Origin of the sequence: Microbacterium sp. Root180 (assembly GCF_001428485.1) — a bacterium.
GTDB lineage: Bacteria > Actinomycetota > Actinomycetes > Actinomycetales > Microbacteriaceae > Microbacterium.
On record NZ_LMHS01000003.1, the window covers coordinates 237,673 to 260,455 of the forward strand.

General features: G+C 69.5%; 23 protein-coding genes and 1 riboswitch. Of the genes, 7 read left to right on the forward strand and 16 right to left on the reverse strand.

From position 1 onward, the window contains the following. Nucleotides 1–10 precede the first annotated feature (10 nt). Nucleotides 11–2,944 (reverse strand): hypothetical protein, encoded by a 2,934-nt coding sequence (locus ASD93_RS08580; protein ID WP_056121372.1) that lies wholly within the window; start codon nucleotides 2,942–2,944, stop codon nucleotides 11–13. Nucleotides 2,945–3,135: 191 nt separating this feature from the next. Here ASD93_RS08580 and ASD93_RS08585 point away from each other — a divergent pair, with 191 nt between their 5' ends. Continuing rightward, nucleotides 3,136–4,281: a hypothetical protein gene (locus tag ASD93_RS08585; RefSeq protein WP_056121374.1), complete on the forward strand. Its 1,146-nt coding sequence runs from the start codon at nucleotides 3,136–3,138 to the stop codon at nucleotides 4,279–4,281. Nucleotides 4,282–4,329: 48 nt separating this feature from the next. Here ASD93_RS08585 and ASD93_RS08590 read toward each other — a convergent pair whose 3' ends face one another. Next, nucleotides 4,330–5,568, reverse strand: a complete 1,239-nt coding sequence (locus tag ASD93_RS08590) for an MFS transporter (RefSeq protein ID WP_056121377.1) — start codon at nucleotides 5,566–5,568, stop codon at nucleotides 4,330–4,332. 140 nt (nucleotides 5,569–5,708) lie between these two features. Between ASD93_RS08590 and ASD93_RS08595 the strand changes: the two genes are divergently transcribed. The 3 genes from ASD93_RS08595 (at nucleotide 5,709) to ASD93_RS08605 (ending at nucleotide 7,754) form a co-directional block, all read left to right on the forward strand. Further along, nucleotides 5,709–6,224, forward strand: coding sequence for a methyltransferase family protein (locus ASD93_RS08595; protein ID WP_056121379.1), 516 nt, complete (start codon nucleotides 5,709–5,711; stop codon nucleotides 6,222–6,224). Nucleotides 6,225–6,317: 93 nt separating this feature from the next. Beyond that, a complete protein-coding gene (locus ASD93_RS08600) occupies nucleotides 6,318–7,016 on the forward strand; it encodes a GAF and ANTAR domain-containing protein (protein ID WP_056124228.1) in 699 nt (232 codons plus the stop codon). Between the two features lie 24 nt (nucleotides 7,017–7,040). Beyond that, entirely contained in the window at nucleotides 7,041–7,754 is a 714-nt protein-coding gene (locus ASD93_RS08605) for an ANTAR domain-containing protein (protein WP_414843698.1), read from the forward strand. Between the two features lie 35 nt (nucleotides 7,755–7,789). Here ASD93_RS08605 and ASD93_RS08610 read toward each other — a convergent pair whose 3' ends face one another. The 3 genes from ASD93_RS08610 to ASD93_RS08620 all read right to left on the reverse strand — a co-directional run bounded on the left by ASD93_RS08610 (nucleotide 7,790) and on the right by ASD93_RS08620 (nucleotide 11,117). Then, nucleotides 7,790–8,842, reverse strand: a complete 1,053-nt coding sequence (locus tag ASD93_RS08610) for a fatty acid desaturase family protein (protein ID WP_414843699.1) — start codon at nucleotides 8,840–8,842, stop codon at nucleotides 7,790–7,792. A gap of 149 nt (nucleotides 8,843–8,991) precedes the next feature. After that, nucleotides 8,992–9,396: a hypothetical protein gene (locus tag ASD93_RS08615; RefSeq protein ID WP_056121384.1), complete on the reverse strand. Its 405-nt coding sequence runs from the start codon at nucleotides 9,394–9,396 to the stop codon at nucleotides 8,992–8,994. Nucleotides 9,397–9,515: 119 nt separating this feature from the next. After that, nucleotides 9,516–11,117, reverse strand: coding sequence for an SPFH domain-containing protein (locus ASD93_RS08620; protein WP_056121386.1), 1,602 nt, complete (start codon nucleotides 11,115–11,117; stop codon nucleotides 9,516–9,518). A 203-nt stretch (nucleotides 11,118–11,320) separates the two neighbouring features. Between ASD93_RS08620 and ASD93_RS08625 the strand changes: the two genes are divergently transcribed. Beyond that, nucleotides 11,321–13,411 (forward strand): heavy metal translocating P-type ATPase, encoded by a 2,091-nt coding sequence (locus tag ASD93_RS08625; RefSeq protein WP_056121388.1) that lies wholly within the window; start codon nucleotides 11,321–11,323, stop codon nucleotides 13,409–13,411. 34 nt (nucleotides 13,412–13,445) lie between these two features. Continuing rightward, complete coding sequence (locus ASD93_RS08630) at nucleotides 13,446–14,024, forward strand: DUF305 domain-containing protein (protein ID WP_056121390.1); 579 nt, start codon at nucleotides 13,446–13,448, stop codon at nucleotides 14,022–14,024. 27 nt (nucleotides 14,025–14,051) lie between these two features. Here the strand turns inward: ASD93_RS08630 and ASD93_RS08635 are convergent, their stop codons facing one another. After that, nucleotides 14,052–14,492 (reverse strand): GNAT family N-acetyltransferase, encoded by a 441-nt coding sequence (locus tag ASD93_RS08635; protein ID WP_056121392.1) that lies wholly within the window; start codon nucleotides 14,490–14,492, stop codon nucleotides 14,052–14,054. Between the two features lie 220 nt (nucleotides 14,493–14,712). Between ASD93_RS08635 and ASD93_RS08640 the strand changes: the two genes are divergently transcribed. Continuing rightward, nucleotides 14,713–14,997 carry a hypothetical protein gene (locus ASD93_RS08640; protein ID WP_056121394.1) on the forward strand — a complete coding sequence of 95 codons (285 nt, stop codon included), beginning with the start codon at nucleotides 14,713–14,715 and terminating at the stop codon, nucleotides 14,995–14,997. A 94-nt stretch (nucleotides 14,998–15,091) separates the two neighbouring features. Here the strand turns inward: ASD93_RS08640 and ASD93_RS08645 are convergent, their stop codons facing one another. From ASD93_RS08645 to ASD93_RS08690, 10 genes are all read right to left on the reverse strand, one after another. Next, entirely contained in the window at nucleotides 15,092–15,856 is a 765-nt protein-coding gene (locus ASD93_RS08645) for an ABC transporter permease (RefSeq protein ID WP_056121396.1), read from the reverse strand. Beyond that, entirely contained in the window at nucleotides 15,853–16,629 is a 777-nt protein-coding gene (locus ASD93_RS08650; RefSeq protein ID WP_056121397.1) for an ABC transporter ATP-binding protein, read from the reverse strand. Before ASD93_RS08650 ends, ASD93_RS08645 begins: the two co-directional genes overlap by 4 nt. After that, nucleotides 16,626–17,000 carry a DUF1048 domain-containing protein gene (locus tag ASD93_RS08655; RefSeq protein ID WP_056121399.1) on the reverse strand — a complete coding sequence of 125 codons (375 nt, stop codon included), beginning with the start codon at nucleotides 16,998–17,000 and terminating at the stop codon, nucleotides 16,626–16,628. The genes ASD93_RS08650 and ASD93_RS08655 overlap by 4 nt, the downstream gene beginning before the upstream one ends. Nucleotide 17,001: 1 nt before the next feature. After that, nucleotides 17,002–17,343, reverse strand: coding sequence for a PadR family transcriptional regulator (locus ASD93_RS08660; protein ID WP_056121400.1), 342 nt, complete (start codon nucleotides 17,341–17,343; stop codon nucleotides 17,002–17,004). A gap of 132 nt (nucleotides 17,344–17,475) precedes the next feature. Then, the gene (locus ASD93_RS08665) at nucleotides 17,476–17,979 is read right to left on the reverse strand and encodes a GNAT family N-acetyltransferase (RefSeq protein WP_056121403.1); all 504 of its coding nucleotides are present in this window, start codon (nucleotides 17,977–17,979) and stop codon (nucleotides 17,476–17,478) included. Nucleotides 17,980–18,219: 240 nt separating this feature from the next. Further along, nucleotides 18,220–18,540, reverse strand: a complete 321-nt coding sequence (locus ASD93_RS08670; RefSeq protein WP_056121404.1) for a DMT family transporter — start codon at nucleotides 18,538–18,540, stop codon at nucleotides 18,220–18,222. 9 nt (nucleotides 18,541–18,549) lie between these two features. Continuing rightward, a riboswitch (guanidine-III (ykkC-III) riboswitch) is annotated at nucleotides 18,550–18,614 on the reverse strand. A gap of 132 nt (nucleotides 18,615–18,746) precedes the next feature. Then, a complete protein-coding gene (locus ASD93_RS08675; protein ID WP_056121406.1) occupies nucleotides 18,747–19,736 on the reverse strand; it encodes a CPBP family intramembrane glutamic endopeptidase in 990 nt (329 codons plus the stop codon). Nucleotides 19,737–19,748: 12 nt separating this feature from the next. Next, nucleotides 19,749–21,068 carry an MFS transporter gene (locus tag ASD93_RS08680; protein ID WP_200950651.1) on the reverse strand — a complete coding sequence of 440 codons (1,320 nt, stop codon included), beginning with the start codon at nucleotides 21,066–21,068 and terminating at the stop codon, nucleotides 19,749–19,751. After that, nucleotides 21,065–21,730 (reverse strand): tRNA (guanosine(46)-N7)-methyltransferase TrmB, encoded by a 666-nt coding sequence (gene trmB, locus ASD93_RS08685; RefSeq protein ID WP_082569374.1) that lies wholly within the window; start codon nucleotides 21,728–21,730, stop codon nucleotides 21,065–21,067. The genes ASD93_RS08680 and trmB overlap by 4 nt, the downstream gene beginning before the upstream one ends. Before the next feature lie 137 nt (nucleotides 21,731–21,867). Further along, nucleotides 21,868–22,704, reverse strand: coding sequence for a DUF3097 domain-containing protein (locus ASD93_RS08690; RefSeq protein WP_056121409.1), 837 nt, complete (start codon nucleotides 22,702–22,704; stop codon nucleotides 21,868–21,870). Nucleotides 22,705–22,783: the final 79 nt, after the last annotated feature.

The window sequence follows — 22,783 nt, forward strand, 5'->3', positions numbered from 1 at the left end:
GTGGATGCCGCTAGACGACCGGGTTGTCGCTCAACTCCTGCACCAGCTCGCCGCGGGCGAGTTCGATCTGCTCCGTCCCCAGATACGCCGAGTGCGTGGCGACACTCCACTGATACCCCGGGGCCGTCTCGGTCGCCCCGCGGTCGACCGGGTTCTCGTCGCCGTCGTAGCTGAACACCGGGAAGCCGAGGAAGTCGGTGCGACGCCACATGTTGCGCCAGCGCGGTGCGTGCGACACGGTTGCCCCGAGCATCTCCGCCAGCGAATCCCTCTTATAGGCGGCCGTCCTCACCTCGGCCTTCGTTTCCGTTCGAGGGAGAGCCTTGGCCTCCGCACGCGTCGTGACCGCAGCATCCGCTCCCCCGGCATCCGGACTCGGGAACTCGGCGAGCACCTGCCTGCCCCACGGGTCCGCCTTCCACAGCGATGGCCCGGCGAGCCCGGGCACCCCGAGCACCTGATACCCGAACACGGACGGGAAGAAGCGGCTGAAGTAGCCGCGCAGCTGGCTTCCGTACGACAGCAGAGCGATGCGCTCGGTGAGCAGCGGACCCGCCGCAGGCTCTTCCGAGAACCTCTCCCCCCGCAGCGCGAGGATCGTCGCGGCCGAGATGGTCGACCCCATCGAATGCGCCGTCATGATCACGGCCGACCATGGCTTGCCGGGATCCGCGGGCGACTCGCGCAGGAACTTCCGGGTGTGCTCCGCCAGTTCGGGGACAGCACGCTCGGCGAAGCACGGCGGCGCGAAGGGGTGCCCCGCGCGCGGGAAGAAGGCGACGACATCCCAGAAGACACCGAGCGGACGTTCGCCGCTCGCGGCCGCGTTCGCGACGATGGCCGCGGTCACGGCGAGCGCGAGCGCGACCAGGATCGCCGTCGCCGCGCCGCGCAGGCCGGCCGGAAGGCCCGGCGCCGCGTCCTCGAGGAGGCGCTTGGCCGCGTCGAACACGATCGAGGAGGACAGGCTGAAGAACCCGATCGCGGCGAACACGGCGATCCAGGCGAAGAGCGGCTCGCCCCGGTGGAGCAGATGCGACGACCGCCGGGCGCTCGCACGGATCCGCACGCGTTCATTCGGGTCGACGAGCATCGCCGGATAATCGGCACCGGGCTTCTCCACCCCGCCCCGGGACTCCGCGTCGCCCTCGTCCTTCGGCGCGTCCCCCTTCCAGGTCAGCTCCGGCAGGGTGAACCGCACGAGCTTCTTCGAGAAGACGACGACCGCGGCGAGGATGAGCAGGACCAAAATCGCCGCGACGACCAGCATCAGCAGCACCGCGAAGCGCTCGTAGGCGTCGGGGACGTCCCAGTCCGAGAGCGGAAGCGGCTCGCTGGGCGTGCGCCAGATGCGGTCGGTCTTGCCCGGCTCGGGCGTCCCGAGCCACGAGGCGACCGCGAGCACGAGCAGGCTCGACAGCGCCATCGAAACGAAGAGTGCGAGCAGCATGACGACTGCCGCCCCCTGACCTCGCCATGCGCGGAACCGGAGTTCACCCGCATCCGACTCTCCCTCGGCGGCGCCGGGGTTCGCCTGGCGGGTCCGCGAGATGACGAGGTGGATCACCACGAGCACGACCGCCGCTCCGGTCAGCATCCATTGAATCGTGGAGTCGGAGAGGACCTGGCTCAGCAGCAGCGCCACCGCCCCGAGGATGAGCACGAACGCGCTGGTGCGGCGACGCCAGGTCGAGCGCACCCGCCAGCTCACCGCATACAGAGCGAGGAACAGCGCCACCGACATGAGGACGAGCGGAGCCGTGATCAGCCCGATGAACTCGCTCGTCACCTTCGCGGTGTCGGTGAGCGGGGTGAACGTGAGCACGATCCAGACGACGTAGCCGACCGCGGCGTAAACGAGGCACACGAACGCGTACGCGCGCTTGCGACCATTGAGCTTGTCGGGTGACGGCTTCGCCTTGGCCTGCTTGCTCGCATCCTTCGGCGTCTCAGGTGGCCGCAGCGGCGTGCTCGACGAGATGATCACGCCGATGACGACGGCCACGATTCCCGCTCCCGTGACGAACACGACGCCCATCGGCACCCAGGCGACGGTCCCGAGGCAGGTGACGAGGTCCTTGGTCACCGGAGCGCCGATGCAGTCGGCCTCGGGGAACGCAGCATCGAAGGCGAGGAGGAACAGCACCAGCAGGAGCGCCCCGGCCACGTGCAGCCACTCCGTCGTGTCCCGGCTGCGCGCCGCGGCCCAGAATCCGCGAGTGGCCAGCAGCGGCCGGCCCTCGTCGCCCTGACTGCCGACCTGCTTGCCGAACCTCTCGATCCGGGCTTCGAACCGCACGCGCCCACTGCGGGCGATCAGGTAGAGGACGAGGATGACGATCACCGGAACGAGTCCGAGCAGGGCCGCCCGGCTGTCGACGTCGAGTCCGCGCAGGCCGTCGAACATCGACGGCAGCGCCGCGCACACCTGATTCGCCTCGGTCGCCGTGCCGCGGAAGCACTGCACCGCCACGAGATCGAGCGTGACCGAGCAGAACGCGGCCACCGCGATGAACGTGAGCACGAGCCCGAAGACCCGCACCGTACCCGAGCCGGTGTCGCCGTGCCAGGCGCGGGTGGTGCCGTCCGGCTGGTATTTGATCTCGCGCGTCCAGTAGGCCAGGTTCACCAGGGCGTAGGGCAGCAGCAGGAACCAGCCGACGTGCACGAAGGCTCGCCCGATCGCGGCGAGCGCCCCTCCCCCGGTACGCGTCTGCGCGCCCCACGAGAACGCCTGCGTGGACGTGACGCCATCCTTGGCGGCCTTGTCCTTCCTCTGCCAGAACGAGCCGAGAGAGTCGCCGTCGACGCGCTCGATGGCGTCGGGTTCGGACTCGAGCATCTCGGCCGGAGGGCTGTTGCTCACCCCATGGACTCGGATGTCGAGGATCAGCGGTGGCGTCGGCGGTGAGGGCGGCGGCGTGGTCGATGTCGCGTCGGTCATGGGAGACCCCTCCGGATGCGTCGGTGGCGCCGGATGTTGGCTTGATGATACTGCGCAGAGGCCCGCCGCGATGGGCTTGATACGCGCTACGCCACGAGCTCCCATTGACAGCAGAGAAGCGGCAGGAGCAGGATGCGCCTATGCACGCCTCTTTGAGGCACCTCGCCTGTGTATTCATCGTCAGCGTTGCCGTGACGATAGCCGGCTGCAGCGGCGGCCCGACGCCGTCCGACGCGGGCGCCGCCGAGGCCCCGGAGCCGTCGCCCTCGACCACTCCCATCGAGCGCCCGGATGTGCCGGCGCCGCCGGAAGAGCTCACGTTCGAAGCGGGCGCCGACCTCGATCCGGAGGTGTGGCTCGGCGGTTGGCATGCGGAGCCCTTGGACATGTCACACGGCTTCGCCGTGGTGAACCCGCGCGATGACTGGGAGGAGCAGCATTTCGCCGAGGACTGCATCGCTTCGCGGTATCACCGATTCACGCTCGACGGCCTCGATCCCACCCTCGACGACCGCAGCTTGTCGAACCAGCTGCTCGCGCAGGTCACCGAGATCCCGGTCGATGACATCACCGAGGAAGGGTCGGATGTCTTGTTCCCTGTCGTCGGCCGGTATCCGATGATGGCTGACTTCCGGGTGCGCGCCGGCGGCTGGAGCGACGGTCGCAGCTGGCTGGCGGCGGCGAGGGTGTTCGGTGCACTCGAGACCGCGCTGGTGATCAAGCTCGACTGCGAGGCCGGTTCGATGACCGGTGCGAGCGGCCAGCAGCTGTACGAGCTTCTCCCCGCCGTGGCAGGCGCGGAAGCCCTCCACGTCGGACTCGGCAGAGTCGACTGGAACGTCCTGGAGGCGCTCGACTTCGACGATGGCGCGAATCTCGTCGAGTCGTCCGGCGGGCGGTGGGTGGATGCCGCGCTCATGGACGACGCGTCATGGACCTACGACGAGGGCGAACCGGACGACGGCATGTGGACGTTCGCCTCCACGGACGGAGACTGCACGGCGGAGTACCAGCAATCTCGTCTCGACGAGGAGGACGCCGATCTCAGCGACCTCGAAGCGAGCAACCAGATGCTCATGGACACGATCGAAGACCCGGGCGCGTACGAAGCGGAAGACGTGGTCGACGGCGGATTCGCGCTCGGCGTGCCCGGCAACGACCTGATCGCCATGCGGCTCCTCGCGGGCACGAGGGATACCGGCAGGTGGGTGACGGTCGCCCGGGCCCTCACCGGCCCGCTCTACGGATTCGCGCTCGCCGTCACCTGCACGGAGGGTGACCCGATGGACGCGCTGGACCTCCTCGCCGCGAAGTCGGCGATTCAGGTGGTGCCCTGAGCCGGCCCGGCTATCTGTAGACACCCACCGCCCAGAGGCAAGAAGTCGCTAAGCCACGAGCTCCCGACGCCGGACGAGCCGGTTGAGGCGCTCCGACATCAACACGCCCAGCACGACGAGCACCGCGAGGAAGAGGGGGAGGATCCACATTCCCGTCCAGGCGGAGATCGCGCCGAAGAGCGGCGGGGCGAACGTGGAGCCGGTGTAGGCCGCCGCCATCTGGATGCCGATGATCGCCTGCGAGTTGCGGCGGCCGAAGTTCACCGGGGTGGAGTGGATGATCGCGGGGTAGATCGGCGCGCAGCCGAGCCCGGCGATCACGAGCCCGGCGAGGGCGAACACGTTCGTCGGCACGGGGAGAGCCAGCAGGACGATTCCGAGACCGACGGTCGCGAAGCCGCCGCGGATCATCCCGCGGTCGCCGACCTTGTCGGCGAAGAAGCCCGCCAGGAATCTGCCCGCGGTGACACCCAGGAGGAACAACGCACCGAACGCGGCTGCGGTCGCGGGTGCGACTCCGCGGTCGGCGACGAGGTAGGTCGACGCCCAGAGGATCGCCGTGCTCTCCAGCGCGCAGTAGGCGAAGAAGGCGGTGAGGATGAACAGGACGCCGGGAATTCGCAGGGCCTGCGCGAGCGGCACGTGGCTGGCTCCGCGCCCCGCCGGCTCGTCGTCGTCCTGGTCCGCTCCCTCGCCGGCCTCGTCGCCTACCGCACCGTCGCCGCTCGGCACGATCGGGTTGACCTTGCCCCACAGCGGGATGCTGATGAGCAGCGCGAACGTCAGCACCGCCTGGAGGACTCCGACGATGAGATACGCGCTGGACCACCCCATCCCCGACGACAGCGTGTAGCTCATGATGAACGGGCTGATCGAGGCGCCCAGGCCCCAGCATGCGTGCAGCCAGTTCATGTGTCGCGCGGCGTAGTGCACGGCGACGTAGTTGTTGAGCGCCGCATCGACCGCGCCGGCGCCGAGGCCGTACGGGATCGCCCAGAGGCACAGCATCCAGAACGAGTCGCTCACCGAGAAGCCCACCAGCGCGGCCGCGGTCATCCCGACGCTCACCGCCGTCACGATGCCGACGCCGAATCGGCGGGTGATGCGCTCCGACGCGAGGCTCGACAGGATGGTTCCCGCCGCGATGATCATCGAGAGGATGCCGGCGAACGCGACGGGCACGCCCAGGCTCTCGTGCATGACCGGCCAGCCCGCGCCCACCAGGGCGTCGGGCAGTCCGAGGCTGATGAAGGCGATGTAGATGATCGCGAGGAGCAGCGAGTACACGGCTAGTGCGGGGCCTTTCGTGGGGGCGTCGGCGCGCGGCGGTCGGCTCGCGACGCACCACGACGATCGTATGGCCGCGGCGGCCCGCAGCTGTGTCGGCGTCCTCGCACGGTCGCACGAACGGGTCTAGCGTGGCGCGCATGGCCGAGGCATCCGCGACCGCCCGCGCGTGGATCGGGACGATCGTCTTCCTCTTCGTCGCACCCGGCGTCGTCGCCGGTCTCCTCCCCTGGCTCATCTCCGGCTGGCAGCGGCACGACTGGGGCGGTGCGGCCTGGTTCGTCGTGCCGGTCGCGTGGATCCTGATCGCCGCGGGGGTGGCATTCCTGCTGTACGCCTTCGCGCTGTTCGCGCTGCACCAGGGCACGCCGGCCCCGGTCGCCCCGACGCAGACGCTGGTCGTGACCGGTGTCTACCGCTTCGTCCGCAATCCGATGTACCTCGCGGTGCTCGCGATCATCCTCGGTCAGGCGCTGCTGTTCGGCAGCTGGGGAGTCGTGGTCTACGCCGCGCTCGTCTTCGCCGCGGTCTTCGCATTCGTGAAGGGCTACGAGGAGCCGACGCTCGCCCGCACGTACGGCGATCAGTACGTCGAGTACCGGCAGAACGTTCCCGGCTGGTGGCCCCGGCTCACGCCGTGGCGCGGGACGACCTGACGACCCCACGCCCGGAGTCGCCTCGCGGTGTACGCTCGCGACGAGGGCACCCAGACCCAGCGCCTGCTCATTCCGAAGCGAACGGCGGGGGCGATGTCCATGACAGCCGGTGAACCACCGGACGATGCCTTCTCGCTCGCTGCCGCCGCGCTCACCGAGGCGAGCGACGACCTGTGCTCCCCGCTGCGGGCGGCGGTCTCGATGCCCGGTGCGGTGATCTCCACCCTCGGCTCGCCGATGGGTTCGCAGACGGTGTGCGCCAGCACGACGTTGGGCGCGCGGATCGACGAGGTGCAGATCGACCTGGGTGAGGGTCCCTCGTGGCAGGCCCTGCGGACGCGGCGGCCGGTCGCGGCATCCGATCTCCAGCTCGACGGCGGAACCGAGTGGCCGGGCGCCTGGGCGGCGCTGCGCGAGCTCGATGTGGGGGCGCTGTACGCGTTCCCCCTCTATGTCGGCACGGTCAGCATCGGGTCCATCGCCCTCTATTCGATGGCCGCGCGCGAACTGTCCGGCACGGACATCGCCGGGCTGAGCAAGCTTGCGGTCATCGTCTCGGGCACCCTCCTCCGCCGGGCGCTGGGTCGCCTCGAGGTGAGCGACGATGAGGCGGCGGACGAGCCCTACTCACGACGACAGGTGCACCAGGCGACCGGGATGATCGCCGCCAGGAACCGGATCGACGTCGACGATGCGCTGGTGCTCCTCCGCGGTCACGCGTACGCGGCGGGCCTGCCGGTGCGCGAGATCGCGGCCGAGGTCATCGCCCGGCGACTGGACCTGACCCTGTGACGAGCCGAGGTTTAGGATGACGACATGATGGCGCTCACCCGCGAACATCAGCTGCTGGGAACCTTCGTGGCCCTGGCGGACTCCCTGGTCGACGACTTCGACGTCGTCGACGTTCTCCAGCAGCTCGTCGACGAATGCATCTCGCTCTTCGACGCGTCTGCGGCCGGCATCCTGCTCCTGAGCCCGTCGAACCGGCTCGAGGTGATCGTGTCCACCAGCGAGCGGAGCGAACTCGTCGAGCTCATGCAGCTGAAGGCGGGCGCCGGTCCGTGCGTCGAGGCGGCGACGACCGGTGAGGTCGTCTCGGTCGAGGACATCGACCTGGTCGACGACCGATGGCCGGCCTTCGCGGCGGATGCCCGTGTCTCCGGGTTCTCGTCGATCCACGCGATCCCCCTGCGGCTGCGCAACTCGACCCTGGGATCGCTGAACCTCCTGCGCGATGAACCGGGAGCGCTCAATGCGGCCGATGCCTCGGCGGCGCAGGCCCTCGCGGACATCGCCACCATCAGCATCCTGCAGCAGAGGCTGGTCGAGGAGGCCGAGCTCGCCCAGGCGCAGCTCCAGCGCGCGCTGGACAGCCGGGTGGTGATCGAACAGGCCAAGGGATACCTCGCTCAGCGGCAGAACATCGACATGGACGAGGCGTTCGCGCGCATCCGCACCCGCGCCCGCTCCACGCAGACGCGCATCGGCGTCGTCGCGGCAGACGTCATCGCCGGCCGCCTCGAGCTCTGAGCCGCCGAGACTGCCCCGCCCGCGACGCGCGCCGCCTACACCGTCTCCCGCTGGGCGAGCAGCGGACACTCGAACGGATCCCGCTCGCCGAGCCCGACACGGTTGATGTAGCGCACGACGATCCCGTACGACTGCCACAGCCCCGTCTCGGTGTAGGTCACGCCGTGTTCGCGGCAGAACGCGGAGATCATTCCGGATGCCGCCCGCAGGTGGGGGCGCGGCATGGAGGGGAATAGGTGGTGCTCGACCTGGAAGTTCAGCCCTCCCATGACCGTGTCCAGCATCCGGCTGCCGCGGACGTTCCGGCTCATGAGCACCTGGCGGCGGAGGAAGTCCACCTTCACATCGGCCGGGACCAGCGGCATCCCCTTGTGGTTCGGAGCGAATGCCATGCCCATGTAGACGCCGAACAGGCCGAGCTGGACCCCGATGAACGCGAACGCGATCCCCGGCGAGAGCACCAGGAAGACGAGCACCACGAACCCGATGATCCGGACCGCGAGAAAGGCGATCTCGATCGGACGTCGACGCAGCGGCTCGCGCGAGAACACCCGGCGCACGCTCGACGCGTGCAGCGAGAGGCCCTCGAGCAGCAGGATCGGGAAGAAGAACACACCCTGGTGCGCGATGAGCCACCTCAGCGGCCCGTTGCGGCTGGCGCGCCGGCGATCGGCCTGCTCGGGAGTGAAGGCGATCACCGGCAGGTCGATGTCGGGGTCGCTGCCGATCTTGTTCGGATTCGCGTGATGGCGCGTGTGCTTGTGCTGCCACCATCCGTAGCTCAGCCCGACGAGGAAGTTGCTGATGACCAGCGTGGTCCAGTCGTTCCAGCGTCCCGAACGGAAGATCTGCCGGTGCGCGGCGTCATGCCCGAGCATCGCGACCTGCGTGAGCACGACCGCCAGCACTGCGGCGGTCACGAGCTGCCACCACGTGTCGCCGACGACGATAAACGCGGCGAGCACCGCCGCGAGCACGATCGGCGCCGCGATGAGCTTCGTCCAGTAGTAGCCGTAGCGGCGACGCATGAGACCGCTCGCCGTGACCAGCTGGGACAGCTCGGTGTAGCTGTTAGATGCCCGGGGCATCGTCGAGCGAACGGTCGACCGGACCTGTCCAGGTGAGATGACCGACATTTCGATACCCCCTGCCATGAGTGGCGCGCACAGAGCGTGTCGCGCCGATGACAGGGTCCAGGTCATCTGATGTCAGGGTACGCCCCCTGCCGGGTGTGCGGCTATCGCGTCGCCCACAGGGCCCACGCGACCAGGACCGGCTGGAGCAGCAGGCGCACGAAGCGGGCGCAATCGGTGCGGAGCATCGGCGCCGACCGGCCGGTTCGCCACTGATGGAGGTTTCCCGGGAAGACGGCGACGAAGAACGCCGCGACGAGCCAGCCGACGCTCCGCTGCCGGGGCATCGTCGCGACCGCGCCGGCGAGCGCCAGCTCGACCACACCCGAGCCCACGACGATCGCGTCCTTGCTGAGGCCCGTGACGCGCGTCGACCAGTCCGGCACCACGATGCGGTAACCCCGCCTGCCCCACGACAGGTGGGACGCGCCCGCCGCGGCGAGCAGCACGACGAGAAGCCAACGTGCTGCCGTGCGCCAACCTGCGATGGGGTCCGAGGTCGAGGTCATCGTTCGACGCTACCCGAGCATGCTGCGCCGAGCAGTACCGCTGAGCTACCGCGGGCGCGACGGGTGCCGCGCACGGCGGAGGGGCCGACCCGGCAGGATCGGCCCCTCCGCACAGTCCGCTAGGCCCCGACTTCCGCTGCCGGCACCGCCCTCTCCTGCCCGTCGTCGGTCGTCGGCGCCGCACCGGCCTTCGCGGGCGCCACCTCGGCCATGCCCGCGCCGATGCTGCGACCCACAGTCCGCCCCTGGATGATGGCGGCGAGGTCGAGCCCGGTGGCCGCCTCGACGCTGTCGAACACCGACCGCATCGCCTTCGCGCTGTCGCTCCCGACGACGCCGCTGGCACCGTCGTCGGGCGCGCCGCCGATGATCGAGATGTTGCCGATCGCGGCGTAGCCCTTGGCGAACTCGGACATGATCGACGGCAGCACGTCGAGCACACGCTGCGACAGGAATGCCTCCTGGTTCGACGCGATCGCCTCGGCTTCGGCCTCGAGTGCACGCGCGCGGGCCTCACCCTCGGCACGGATCGCGTCGGCCTCGGCCTGCGCGCGAAGACGGCGAGCGGATGCCTCGGCATCGGCGAGCGAGCGCAGTGCTGCCGCCTCACCCGCGGCCTTCGCCTCGGCTGCCGTGGCCTCACCGGCCGCGCGGGCCTTGTCGGCCTCGGCCTGCTGCTCGGCGATCCGGGTGCGGGCTTCGGCCTGCTTGACCTGCTCGATCGCGGCGGCCTCGGCGGAGCGCTCGCGCGTGTACAGCTCGGCTTGGGCGCGGGTCTCGGCCTCGTATCGCTGTGCATCGGCGACGCGCTTGACGTCGGCATCCAGTTGCGCCTGCTTGTTCTCGGCCTGCTGCTGCAGGACCGCCTGCTCGGCCTTCGCGTGGGCGAGCTCCTCGGCCTTCTCGGCTTCGGCACGCGCGCGGCCGACGCCCGCGTTGGCGTTGGCGGTGTTGGTGTCGAGCGCGGTCTGCTCGACGAGGTTCGCCTCCTGGTTGGCGATGATCTTCTGGTTGATCGCACGATCGGCGTTCGTCTGCGCGATCTCGGCCGACTGTCGCTTCGCCTGGATCTCGGGCGCGCCGAGCGACCGGATGTAGCCCACGGCGTCGGTGATGCCCTTGATCTGGAACGAGTCGAGGATGAGGCCCTGCTCGGCGAGCTCTTGGGAGACCTCGGCGGCGATCTGGTCGGAGAACTTCTTGCGCTCCCGCATGAGCTCGACCACGGAGAGGGTCGCGACGATGCCGCGCAGGGCGCCCTCGAGTTGCTCGGTCGTGAACTGCTCGATCGCTTTGTCCTGCGAAGCGAAGCGTTCGGCCGCGCGGCGGACGAACAGCGGGTCGGAGCCGATCTTGACGATCGCCACGCCGTCGACATTGAGGGTGACGTTGTCGAGCGACTGGGCTTCGGCGTTCAGCGACACCTGCCGCGAGCGCAGTGAGATGATCTCGTGCCGCTGGGTGATGGGGTTCACCAGCGACTTGCCGTTGACGATCACCGTGACAGGTGACTCCGACATCTCGGACCGGCTGGAGCCGTCGGCGCCGATCACGGTGCTCTGTACCTTCTGCTTGCGTCCCGAGATGACCAGCGCCTCGTCGGCGCGCGCGACCTTGATCCAGCTTCGTGCGAATAGAAGCGTGATCAGTCCGACGATGATCACGGCGACGACCGCGATACCGACAATGGTCAGGATGCCGATGACTCCGGCGACCTCCATGGGCGACTCCTTCTAGGCAAGGGGCGGGTAACCGTGTTCCGGCTCCCGCCTCCACCCTGCCAGACGGGAAGGGGACGCGCCGACTGCCGGGCGCTTGTGTGGAAACTGCCGCGTCAGCCCGGCTCGCGGAATACCCTACGGGGGTATAATAGTTACGTCCCGCGAGAGCTGCAGCAGCGCTGCATGATCGAAGGAGACTCGCGATGGAACAGCACGACCACGCCGGCCACACGACGCACGCGGGCATCGACCACGCCGGACACGTCGACCACGCCGACCCCACGCACGCCACGCACGCCGGGCACGGCGGCCACGCGGGGCACGGCGCCGGACACGCTGAGCGCTTCCGCCGGCTGTTCTGGTGGAATCTGATCCTCGCGGTCCCGGTCGTCGGCTTCTCCCCGATGTTCGCGATGCTCCTCGGCTACCCGCTGCCCGAGGCGGCGTGGGTCGCGTGGATCTCCCCCGTTCTCGGCACGATCATGTTCGTATGGGGCGGCGCGCCATTCCTCACCGGCGCCGCGCAGGAGCTGCGTGCGCGCAAGCCCGGCATGATGCTGCTCATCGGCCTCGCGATCACGGTCGCGTTCGTCGCGTCGTGGGGCGCCACCCTCGGCCTCCTGCACCACCAGCTCGACTTCTGGTGGGAGCTCGCGCTCCTCATCGTGATCATGCTCCTCGGCCACTGGATCGAGATGCGCTCGCTCGCCCAGACGACGAACGCGCTCGACTCGCTCGCCGCCCTCCTGCCCGACGAGGCCGAGAAGGTCGTCGGCGATGAGACGGTCACGATCGCCCCGGCGGAACTGCGGGTGGGAGATGTCGTGGTCGTTCGTCCCGGCGGGCGCGTGCCCGCCGACGGCCGCGTCGTGCAGGGCTCGGCCAGCATGGACGAGTCGATGATCACCGGCGAGTCCCACCCCGTCCGTCGCGCCGCGCACGACCCCGTCGTCGCCGGCACCGTCGCCACTGATTCAGGGCTGCGTGTGCAGATCACTGCCGTGGGCGACGACACCGCGCTCGCCGGCATCCAGCGACTCGTCACCGACGCGCAGAACTCGTCCTCTCGCGCGCAGCGCCTCGCCGACCGCGCCGCAGGCTGGCTGTTCTGGTTCGCGCTCGGCGCCGCGGCGCTCACGGCCATCGTCTGGTCTGTGCTCGGGATGCCGGACGAAGCCGTCGTGCGCACGATCACCGTGCTCGTGATCGCGTGCCCGCATGCGCTCGGACTCGCGATCCCGCTCGTCGTCTCGATCGCGACCGAGCGCGCCGCCCGCAGCGGCGTGCTGGTGAAGGACCGCCTCGCCCTCGAGAGCATGCGCACCGTCGACACCGTCCTCTTCGACAAGACGGGCACGCTCACCAAGGGCACCCCGGCCGTCACGGCCGTCGAGCCGGCCCCCGGGTACGCCGCCGACCGCGTGCTCGCTCTCGCCGCCGCCGCGGAGGCCGATTCGGAGCATCCGCTCGCCCACGCCATCGTCGCAGCGGCCCGTGAGCGCGGACTCGCGGTGCCGGCCGCAGCCGACTTCTCCTCGGCGCCCGCGGTCGGCGTGAGTGCGCGCGTGGAGGGCGGGCGCGTGCAGGCGGGGGGCCCCGCCCTGCTCGCCCAGGAGGGCGGTGCCGAGCTGCCCGTTGCCGAGACGTGGCGCGGCGAGGGCGCGATCATCCTGCACGTGCTCGTCGACGGCGAAGTCGCGGGCGCACTGCGCCTGGCCGACGAGATTCGTCCCGAGTCCCGCCAGGCGGTGAGCGCTCTTCGCCAGCGCGGCGTGCAGGTCGTCATGATCACCGGCGACGCCCAGGCGGTCGCGGCATCCGTCGCCGCCGAACTCGGCATCGATCGGGTCTTCGCCGGCGTGCGCCCCGAGGACAAGGCGTCCACGGTGAAGGAGCTGCAGGACGAGGGTCGCAAGGTCGCCATGGTGGGCGACGGCGTGAACGACGCACCGGCGCTCGCACAGGCCGACGTCGGCATCGCGATCGGCGCCGGGACGGATGTCGCGATCGCATCGGCCGGCGTCATCCTCGCCAGCGACGACCCGCGCTCCGTGCTGTCGGTGATCGAGCTGTCGCACGCCAGCTACCGCAAGATGACGCAGAACCTGTGGTGGGCCGCCGGCTACAACCTGATCTCGGTGCCGCTCGCCGCCGGAATCCTCGCACCGATCGGCTTCGTGCTGCCGATGTCGGTCGGCGCGATCCTCATGTCGGTGTCGACCATCGTCGTCGCCCTCAACGCCCAGCTGCTGCGCCGGCTCGACCTCGACCCCGAGAAGCTCGCCGGCGCCTGATCCGCCCCGTACCGCACCACCCCTGGAGATCACGATGAACATCCGCACCACCGCGACGGCCGCCACCCTCGCCCTCATGCTCGCACTCTCGGGCTGCGCCCCCGGCGCCGACACCGATGACATGCCCGGCATGGACCACGACGACTCGTCGGAGTCGGCCGAGTTCGACAGCGCCGACGTCATGTTCGCGCAGATGATGATCCCGCACCACGAGCAGGCCGTCGAGATGTCGAACGTGCTCCTCGCGAAGGACGGCATCGACGAGGACGTCACCGCCCTCGCCGAGCGGATCAAGGCCGCCCAGCAGCCCGAGATCGAGCTCATGGAGGAGTGGCTCGACGACTGGGAGGCCGAGATGCCCATGGACGGCATGGATCACGGCGACGGCATGATGTCGCAGGACGACATGGCCGCCCTCGAGGACGCCGCCGGGGACGAGGCATCCGCTCTCTTCCTCGAGCAGATGATCGAGCACCACGAAGGCGCGATCATCATGGCCGAGGGCGAGGTCGAGGCCGGTCAGGACCCCGACGCCGTCGCACTGGCCGAGAAGATCATCGAAGACCAGACGGCCGAGATCGAGGAGATGAAGCAGCTGCTCGACGAGCTGTGAGCCGGGCGGGGAGGCGCGGTTTCGCCTCTACGGCGTGGCCGGCGCGTACCCGGTGCCCCATCGCAGCATCCAGCCATCCGGATCGGGGAGGGACTGGAACCCGAACCGCTCGTAGAGGGTGTGCGCGTCCTCGGTGAAGAGGGCGGTGCGCTTGAGGCCGAGCGGTTCGAGATCGTCGATGATGCCCTGCATGACGCGGATGCCGACACCCCGCCCTCGCGCGGCGGGATCGACGAAGACGTCCGCGATCCAGGCGAACGTCGCACCATCGGTGATCGCCCGCGCATACGCGAGCTGTTGCCCCGACTGCGCGTCGAACACGCCGTAGTTGCGGGAGCCCGCCATCGCGGCTTCATGGGTCTCGCGCGTGCGGCCGCGGGCCCAGTAGGACTCCTCTGACAGCCAGCGGTGAACGAGGTCCACGTCGATCGTCGAGGTGTCGGAGGAGAAGACGAGTCCGTTCGGCATCCCTCAATGACATCAGGAGCGGTGGCGGAGTGCAGCGTGCCTCTCGCGCACGAGTGGACTGGTCGGCCTCGGTCCCGGGCGCATAACTCCTGCAAAACTGCGCCGTGCGACCCCGATCGAGCCGGATAGGGGGCGCGCGGCGCGAAAGTGCAGGAGTTATGCGCCGTGGGACGGCGCGAGCTCGCTCGCCGACGCAGCCGCGAACGGGTTGAATGAGAGCGTGCGGGCACAGCGACGATGGACACTCAGCGCGATCATCTGGACGGGGATCGCAGCGGCGATCGTCGCGTCGGTGCTGTTCGCGCCGCTGATCACCCTCGGCTGGTGCTCCGACGCCGACGAGACCGGCACGTCGGAGCGCGGCTCGGTGCAGCAGTCCGTCCTCGGAATCGAGACCAGCGTCTGGCTCTGGCTCGGTGCGCTGGGCGCGATCGCGATCGTCACCGTCGTCGCCGCGCGAGCCGCGAGAAGGCAGTCCCGCACCGACGACCCCTCACCCCGCTGAGGCTCCGCGACCGCGCACGCAGTGATGGCCACCGACCGGCGGTGTGAGCCGGTCGATGGCCATCGGATGCCGCCCTGCGGCGCCCTTGCGGGGTTCAGCGCATCTTGCGCTTGTAGATCGCCACGGCGCCCGCGTAGGCGACGATCAGGATCGCGACGAGCCACGCCAGCGCGACCCAGATGTCGGTGCCCACGGGCTCACCGGCGAACAGCGCCCGCAGGGTGTCGACGATCGACGTGACGGGCTGGTTCTCGGCGAACCACGCCACCGGGGCCGGCATCGAGTCGGTCGGCACGAAGGCGGAGCTGATGAACGGGAGGAAGATCAGCGGGTAGCTGAACGCGCTCGCCCCGTCGACGGTCTTCGCCGAGAGTCCCGCGATCACCGCGATCCACGTCAGTGCGAGCGTGAACAGGATCAGGATGCCGGCCACGGCCAGCCACACCCACAGCGACGCCCCGGTGCGGAACCCCATGATCAGCCCGACGCCGATGACGATCGCGATCGAGATGACGTTCGCGACGAGCGAGGTGAGCACGTGCGCCCACAGCACGCTCGATCGTGCGATCGGCATCGACTGGAACCGCTCGAAGATCCCGCCCTGCATGTCGAGGAACAGCCGGTAGGCGGTGTAGGCCACACCCGATGCGATGGTGATGAGCAGGATGCCGGGCAGCATGTAGTCGATGTAGGACGCCTGCGAGCCGAGGTCGATCGCCCCGCCGAACACGTAGGTGAACAGCAGCATCAGCGCGATCGGGGTGACGGCGGTGGTGATGATCGTGTCGGGGCTGCGGAGGATGTGCCGCAGCGACCGGCTGGTGAGAACGGCGGTGTCGCCGATCACGTGCGTGGTCATGAGAGCTCCTTCTGAGCCGAGCCGTCCTCGCCGACGAGAGCGAGGAAGACCTCTTCGAGGGTGGGCTGCTTCTCGACGTACTCGACCTGAGCCGGCGGAAGCAGCTTCTTGAGTTCGTCGAGGGTGCCGTTCTGGATGATCGTCCCCTTGTGGAGGATCGCGATGCGGTCGGCGAGCTGCTCGGCCTCATCGAGGTACTGCGTCGTCAGGAGCACCGTGGTGCCGTTCTTCGCGAGCTGCTTCACGGTCTGCCACACCTCGATGCGCGCCTGCGGGTCGAGGCCCGTCGTCGGCTCGTCGAGGAACACGATCGGCGGGTCGCCGATGAGGCTCATCGCGATGTCGAGCCGGCGTCGCATGCCGCCCGAGTAGGTGGCCGCCCTGCGGCCCCCGGCGTCGGTCAGCGAGAACCGCGCGAGCAGCTCGTCGGCGATGGCACCGGGGTTCTTGAGGTGGCGCAGCTGGGCGACGAGCACGAGGTTCTCGCGTCCGGAGAGCACCTCGTCGACGGCGGCGAACTGCCCGGTGAGGCTGATGGACTGACGCACGTCGCCCGGGCGGGCGGCGACGTCGAACCCGTTGACGGTGGCGGTGCCGGCATCCGATCCGAGCAGCGTCGACAGGATGCGGACGACCGTCGTCTTGCCGGCGCCGTTCGAGCCGAGCAGCGCGAAGATGCTCCCCCGCTCGACCTCGAAGTCGACGCCGCGCAGCACCTTGAGGTCCTTGAACGCCTTCTCGACGCCCTGCACGGAGATGGCTGCGGTGGTCATTTCGCGTCCTTTCCGTCGAGACCCTTGATGGTGTCGGTGAGCCGGGTGCGCTCCTTGTCGATCCAGCGCTTGCCCGAGTAGGCAGCGGCGAAGGCCTCGGCGAACTCGACCGGGTCCTCGCCGACGATGTCGGCGACGGGGGTCTCGTCGGCAGCGGCGCGCTCCCACAGATCGGCGAAATCGTTGAGCATCGTCATCATGACTGCGGGGTCGCCGTCGGTGATCCCGCCGTTGTACATGAAGTAGCGCTCGTAGGCGTTCGCGGCGGTCTTGTAGGGCTCGGGCAGCGCCGCGATGCGGGCCTTGTACTGCCGGTACGCCTTCTTGTCGGCGAACGATCCGGTGACCAGTTCGTACCACTTGGCGGCCATGTCAGTTGTCTCCTTCGGTGTCTTGTGTGCGGAGCTGATCGATCCGTTCGGAGAGGAAGCTCCACGTCCCCCAGAACTCTTCGAGCTGTTCGCGACCCTGCGCGTTCAGCGTGTACACCTTGCGGGGCGGCCCCTTCTCGGACGGGACCTTCTCCACGTCCACGAGACCCTTCTGCTCGACCCGCACCAGCAGCGCGTAGACGGTGCCCTCGACGAGGTCGGAGAATCCCTGATCGCGCAGCTGCGCCGTGATCTCGTACCCGTACGCGGGCCTGCCTGCCAGTACGGCGAGCACGATGCCCTCGAGAGTGCCCTTCAGCATCTCGGTCATCTGATTGCCCATCGCCCACCTCCTCTACTCTGTGTTGCTGACTACCACTAGACGGTAACACTGAGTACCGGTACTTGGCAACACTGAATAGCGGAAATTTTCGGATGCCGCGTCCCGGCGCCGTGCGCGGGGAGGAGGGCGGGCTCAGCGGGTCGCGGCGAGCGCGGCGAGTTCTGCGCCGGCGAGGCGCTGTGTGGTCCACTCCGCCATGGGAGCGGCGGCGATCGACCGGTAGAACGCGATCGCGGGCGCGTTCCAGTCGAGCACGGTCCACTCCAAGCGCGAGTAGCCACGATCGACACACACCTCGGCGAGGGACGCGATGAGCGCCTTGCCGTAGCCGCGCCCGCGCTGAGCGTCGTCGACGAAGAGATCCTCGAGCCAGATGCCGTGCCGGCCGGTCCAGGTGGAGTAGGTCACGAACCACATCGCGATCGCGACGATGTCGCCCTCGCGCTCGACGACGTGCGTGAACACCCGCGGGGCGGCGCCGAACAGGCTCTCGGCGAGCGCGTCGACAGTGTTCTCGACCGCGTCCGGCTCGCGTTCGTACACCGCAAGTCCGTGGATGCACGCGAGAATGCCGGCTTCATCCCCCGGGCGCGCGCTGCGGAGGACAGCGCCGTCGGTCAGAGTCCTCGAGTCCATGCCGCGAGCCTATGGCCCGGGCACAACGAAGATCGCCCCGAAGCCGAAGCCTCGGGGCGATCATTCTGCGATCTGCGGTCTCTGTGTCGGGTTCCCTTTCGGGTTCCTTTCGTTTCCGTTTTCTCTTCGCAGAACTGAATCTACTCAGCCCGCCGACGTCGTCAAGAGTTCACCGCGAAGTCATATCGACGTCAGGTTGAAGGTGAATTCCGTCGACGGAATCGGATGCCGCGGCATCCGCTATTCGTGCCCGACGACCTTCAGGCCGACGACGCAGCCGACGAGGCCGAGGATGAGAAGCATCTTCACGATCGAGAACGACTCGTCGCCCGTGATCATCGCGTACGCGACGGTGAGGGATGCGCCGATGCCGACCCAGACCGCGTAGGCGGTGCCGGTGGAGATCTCGCGCATGGCCAGAGCCAGTCCGCCCATGCTCAGGATCAGGGTGACGCCGAAGATGATGGTCGGCCAGAGTTTGGTGAACCCCTCGGACCTGCCGAGGGCAGTGGCCCACACGGCCTCGAGAACGCCGGAAAGGATGAGGATGACCCACGCCATGACTGTGCTCCTGGCCAGTCTTGTCGCTTACCGGGTACTGATCCGTCGTCCGGGGATCCGGTCGGGGATCCGCATCCGACGTTACCCCACCACCCTGCGCACCCCCTGTGCACCCCCGCCCCCCCACTTGCCGAGAACGCACGAATGACCCGTTCAGGCCCCGCAAAGATGACGTTTGTGCGTTCTCGGCAAGCGGCGGGGCGGGGTCAGACCAGGAACAGCCGGTCGAGCAGGCCCGGGTTGTGTGCGTGCACCAGCACGAGGAAGACGACGGCGTCGAAGAGCAGGTGGACCGTGACGACGTACGCGAGCGACCGCGTGCGCATGAAGATCCATCCCATGAGCAGCGCGAACGGGATGGTGAGCAGGGGTCCCCACGCCTGGTATCCGAGCTCCCACAGGAACGAGACGAACACCACCATCTGCAGCACGTTCGCCTGCCAAAACGGGAAGTGCCGGCGCAGCAGTGCGAAGCACGTGCAGATGAAGAACAGCTCGTCCCAGATTCCGACCGCGCCGACACCCACGAACAGCCGCGCGATGAGGTCGGGGGTGTTCACCACCGGCCAGTTCAGGTACACGCCCGACGTGATGAAGTAGAACGGCAGGATCAGCCAGCCCAGCACGAGCACCGCGGCCAGCCACGACCACTGGAACGCGTTCCACCGGCCGCCCCCGCGCCACGGGAACCGGATCGCATGATCGCGATACACCCACCGTGAGATGACGTACGGCACCGCGACCGCTCCCCCGAGCACGACCCCGAACCGCACGATCGACAGATCGTCGAGCTTCGCCTCGAGCGGGATCGAGCTCACGATCAGCAGGCCGATCGCGATGAGCGAGAGATCGCGCACGATCGACGGGGGCCGGATGCCGCGCTCCGCCGTGTCCTCCCGTTCGAGTGTCCGAGACACGCCGTCGCCGTCGCGATCCGACGGCGTGTCGTGGCCACTCGACGACCGGGGCGCGGCCGGTGCGGCTGCGGCCGGCGGGGCGATCGGCCGGCGGGCAGCATCCGCGCGCTCCAGCGCAACCGCGATCGCGAGCCCCGCGGCCAGCAGCACCCAGCCCACCCACGGAACACGCAGCACGAAGAACGCCGGCGCCGCAAGGCACACGAGGAGGGCGGGCGCGAGCCGCCACGACCACGCGGGCAGCGTCGCGACGGGGGCGGCGGCGGGGTGGGCGGGCATAGGGGCTCCGGATCAGGCGTCGAGGGGATGGGCGATCTCGTCGCGCGCCATGCCCGCCACGATATAGGCGATGGCGCCGAGGAAGAGCGGGATGGTGCCCGCCGCGATGAAGATGATCTCGACCGGGACCACTTCGGCGAGGGGGCCGGCGAGCGCCATCGAGAGGGGCATCAGCGCGAGCGAGACGAAGAAGTCGAGGCTCGACACGCGCCCGAGCATGTGTCGCGGCACACGCCGCTGCAGGAGCGTGCCCCAGATCACGTTGCCGTAGCTGAATCCGAAGCCCACCAGGAACAGGCAGAGCCCCATGACCCAGTACTGATGCGTGATGCCCACGATCGCGAACGGCAGGGTGCTCACGCCCCAGACGCCCATCATCGCGGTGAGGTACCGGCGCGGCAGTCGCATCGACGACACGAAGATCGACCCGAGCACGCCGCCGATGCCGTAGATGGCCAGGAGGAAGCCGAACAGACGCGGATCCTCGCCGATGCGGTCGCGGGTCACGAACGGCAGGAGCACCTCCTCGGGGCCGATGAAGACGAGCACCCAGCCTGTCGCGAACAGCAGCGTCCACAGCAGCCACGGCGTGCGCACGGTGAAGACGACGGCCTCCCGCAGGTCGTGGAGCACTCCCCGCACTCCCGCCGGCGTCTCACGCGACTCCCCGGCAGCGGCCGCCGGCTCGGGGCGCACGAAGAGCAGCAGCACGAGGGCGATCGCGTACGCGGCCACCACGCCCCAGGCCGCGTGCGCGGGGGCGAGCACCGCCGCCACGAGCACGCCCGCCGCGGCGGGCCCGGCGGCCTGCTGCAGCGCCGGACGGATCGCCCCCTCGAGCCCGTTGGCGGCGAGCAGCTGCGCAGGCGGCAGGATGCGCGGAAGGATCGCGCTGTAGGCGGGGAAGAAGAATCCGGCGCCCGCACCGAGCACGAACGCGACGATCGCCAGGTGCGGGATCGCGACGGGGCCGAGCGTGCCCGCCACCGCCACCGAGGTGATGGCCAGCAGGTCGGTGAGCGCGACGATGCGCAGCAGGATGCGCCGTGGGATGCGATCGGCGGCGATGCCGCCCGGAATCGCGAACGCCAGGAGCCCGACCGCGTTCGCCGCGGCGACGACGGAGAGGTCCACGGGTCCGCCGCCCGAATCGATGACCGTGTAGACCATGACGACGGCCCACATGCCGGCGGCGAAGATCGCCAGCACGACGGCACCGAACAGCATGCGGAAGTCGCGGTGACCCAGCGGCCGCACGAAGCGCCACGGGTCGCGCCGCGCCGGCGCAGCGCCGACGGGAGTCTCGGCCCGAGCGGGGCCCTCCCCGCTCATGACCGGGGCAGGCGGCGGTACGAGAGATCCCGGATGTCGCGACCGACGCGGGCGCCCTTGCGCTCGAACGCCGTCAGCACCCGGCCGTCGAACCGGGGTGCCCATTCCCCCTCGAAAGCGGCCTCGAAGTCGGCGGCACCGTCCAGGACCGTGCGCATCTGGAGGGCGTAGTCCTCCCAGTCGGTGGCCAGGCGCAGCATCCCGTCGTCCGCGAGCGCGTGCGCCGCGAGTGCGGCGAACGAGGCGGTCACGAGCCGGCGTTTCGTGTGCTTCTTCTTGTGCCACGGGTCGGGGAAGAACACCCACAGCTCGGCGACGGATGCCTCGGGCAGGAGATGCTCGAGCACCTCGGGCGCGTTCGCCTCGACCAGGCGGAGGTTGCGCGCGCCGGCCTTGTCGGCGTCGAGCATGGTGCGCGCCAGCCCTGCACGGAACACCTCGATCGCGAGGAAGTCGGTCTCGGGTCGCGAGGAGGCGGCGTGGACGATCGCGTGGCCCTGCCCGGAGCCGATCTCGACGACCAGCGGCGCGGTGCGGCCCCACACCACGGCCGGGTCGATGGCCGAGCCGGGGCGGATGCTCGTCGCCGCCAGGTCACGCGGCGATTCGATGACGTACTGCGGTGCGAGCTCGATCCACGCGCGGTCCTGCGCCTCGGACATGCGTCCGCTGCGCCGCACGAACGACACCGGATGGTCGCGGAAGGTGCGGGGCGCGGGTTCGAGATCGGACACGTTCCCAGCGTATCCGGGCGTTTCGTCTCGCTTCGCTCGCTCAACGACCGAGGGGCCGCGAAACGTCAGGAGGTGACGAAGTCGATGAGCTCCTCGACGCGGCCGAGGAACGCGGGCTCGAGGTCGCGGTAGCTGTTCACCGACGCGAGGATCCGCTGCCAGGCGCGGGCGAGGTCGGCCTGATCGCGGGCGGGCCAGCCCAGGCCCCGGCACACGCCGACCTTGTAGTCGATGCCGCGCGGCACCTCGGGCCAGCGCTCGATGCCGACCGCACGGGGGGTGACGCACTGCCACACGTCGATCCACGGGTGGCCGACGATCCGCACGTGTGCGCCGTGACGGCCGCGGCTGACGGCCTCGGCGATCCGCGACTCCTTCGACCCGGGAACGAGATGATCGACGAGCACGCCGTAGCGGCGGTCCGCCGAGGGCGGCTCCGCGTCGAGCGCGGCATCCAGCAGATCGATGCCCTGCAGGTACTCGACGACCACGCCCTCGGCCCTCAGGTCGTCTCCCCACACCTTCTCGACGAGCTCGGCGTCATGCCGGCCCTCCACGAGGATGCGGCTCGCCCGCGCCACGCGGGCCCGGGTCTCGGGTGCGGCGAACGAGCCGGATGCGGTCCGCTGGGGACCGGTCTTCGCCGGTGCGGCGGCAGGCGGTACGAGGACGACATCCTCCCCGTCGACGAGGAATCCCGCGCCCAGCGGGAACAGCCGCCGCCGGCCGTTGCGATCCTCGAGCTCGACCATGCCCGAGGAGAGGCCGACCACGGCGCCGCAGAATCCGTCGTCCGCCACCTCGACGACGACGTCGCGGGATGCCTCGACCCGAGCGAGCTGCCGGGTGCCGTGCGTGCGCCATCCTGACGCCAGCACGTCCATGCCGTAGCGATCGTCCATATGCCCTCCGGATCGGAGAGGCTACCCGCTGCGACCCCCGCCGACCGGGAGCGACCCGGGTTCTCGGCGAACACACACC

What these genes read in the sequence shown, in the direction of transcription:
- ASD93_RS08690 (WP_056121409.1), bottom strand. Translation starts at nt 22,704, where the DNA reads ATGGACGATCGCTACGGCATGGACGTGCTGGCGTCAGGATGGCGCACG.
- ASD93_RS08595 (WP_056121379.1), top strand. Translation starts at nt 5,709, where the DNA reads ATGGCCGAGGCATCCGCGACCGCCCGCGCGTGGATCGGGACGATCGTC.
- ASD93_RS08670 (WP_056121404.1), bottom strand. Translation starts at nt 18,540, where the DNA reads ATGGCGTGGGTCATCCTCATCCTTTCCGGCGTTCTCGAGGCCGTGTGG.
- ASD93_RS08580 (WP_056121372.1), bottom strand. Translation starts at nt 2,944, where the DNA reads ATGACCGACGCGACATCGACCACGCCGCCGCCCTCACCGCCGACGCCA.
- ASD93_RS08620 (WP_056121386.1), bottom strand. Translation starts at nt 11,117, where the DNA reads ATGGAGGTCGCCGGAGTCATCGGCATCCTGACCATTGTCGGTATCGCG.
- ASD93_RS08650 (WP_056121397.1), bottom strand. Translation starts at nt 16,629, where the DNA reads ATGACCACCGCAGCCATCTCCGTGCAGGGCGTCGAGAAGGCGTTCAAG.
- ASD93_RS08605 (WP_414843698.1), top strand. Translation starts at nt 7,041, where the DNA reads ATGATGGCGCTCACCCGCGAACATCAGCTGCTGGGAACCTTCGTGGCC.
- ASD93_RS08665 (WP_056121403.1), bottom strand. Translation starts at nt 17,979, where the DNA reads ATGGACTCGAGGACTCTGACCGACGGCGCTGTCCTCCGCAGCGCGCGC.
- ASD93_RS08600 (WP_056124228.1), top strand. Translation starts at nt 6,318, where the DNA reads ATGTCCATGACAGCCGGTGAACCACCGGACGATGCCTTCTCGCTCGCT.
- ASD93_RS08645 (WP_056121396.1), bottom strand. Translation starts at nt 15,856, where the DNA reads ATGACCACGCACGTGATCGGCGACACCGCCGTTCTCACCAGCCGGTCG.
- ASD93_RS08655 (WP_056121399.1), bottom strand. Translation starts at nt 17,000, where the DNA reads ATGGCCGCCAAGTGGTACGAACTGGTCACCGGATCGTTCGCCGACAAG.
- ASD93_RS08615 (WP_056121384.1), bottom strand. Translation starts at nt 9,396, where the DNA reads ATGACCTCGACCTCGGACCCCATCGCAGGTTGGCGCACGGCAGCACGT.
- ASD93_RS08680 (WP_200950651.1), bottom strand. Translation starts at nt 21,068, where the DNA reads ATGAGCGGGGAGGGCCCCGCTCGGGCCGAGACTCCCGTCGGCGCTGCG.
- ASD93_RS08635 (WP_056121392.1), bottom strand. Translation starts at nt 14,492, where the DNA reads ATGCCGAACGGACTCGTCTTCTCCTCCGACACCTCGACGATCGACGTG.
- ASD93_RS08630 (WP_056121390.1), top strand. Translation starts at nt 13,446, where the DNA reads ATGAACATCCGCACCACCGCGACGGCCGCCACCCTCGCCCTCATGCTC.
- ASD93_RS08675 (WP_056121406.1), bottom strand. Translation starts at nt 19,736, where the DNA reads ATGCCCGCCCACCCCGCCGCCGCCCCCGTCGCGACGCTGCCCGCGTGG.
- trmB (WP_082569374.1), bottom strand. Translation starts at nt 21,730, where the DNA reads ATGTCCGAGGCGCAGGACCGCGCGTGGATCGAGCTCGCACCGCAGTAC.
- ASD93_RS08660 (WP_056121400.1), bottom strand. Translation starts at nt 17,343, where the DNA reads ATGGGCAATCAGATGACCGAGATGCTGAAGGGCACTCTCGAGGGCATC.
- ASD93_RS08625 (WP_056121388.1), top strand. Translation starts at nt 11,321, where the DNA reads ATGGAACAGCACGACCACGCCGGCCACACGACGCACGCGGGCATCGAC.
- ASD93_RS08610 (WP_414843699.1), bottom strand. Translation starts at nt 8,842, where the DNA reads ATGCCCCGGGCATCTAACAGCTACACCGAGCTGTCCCAGCTGGTCACG.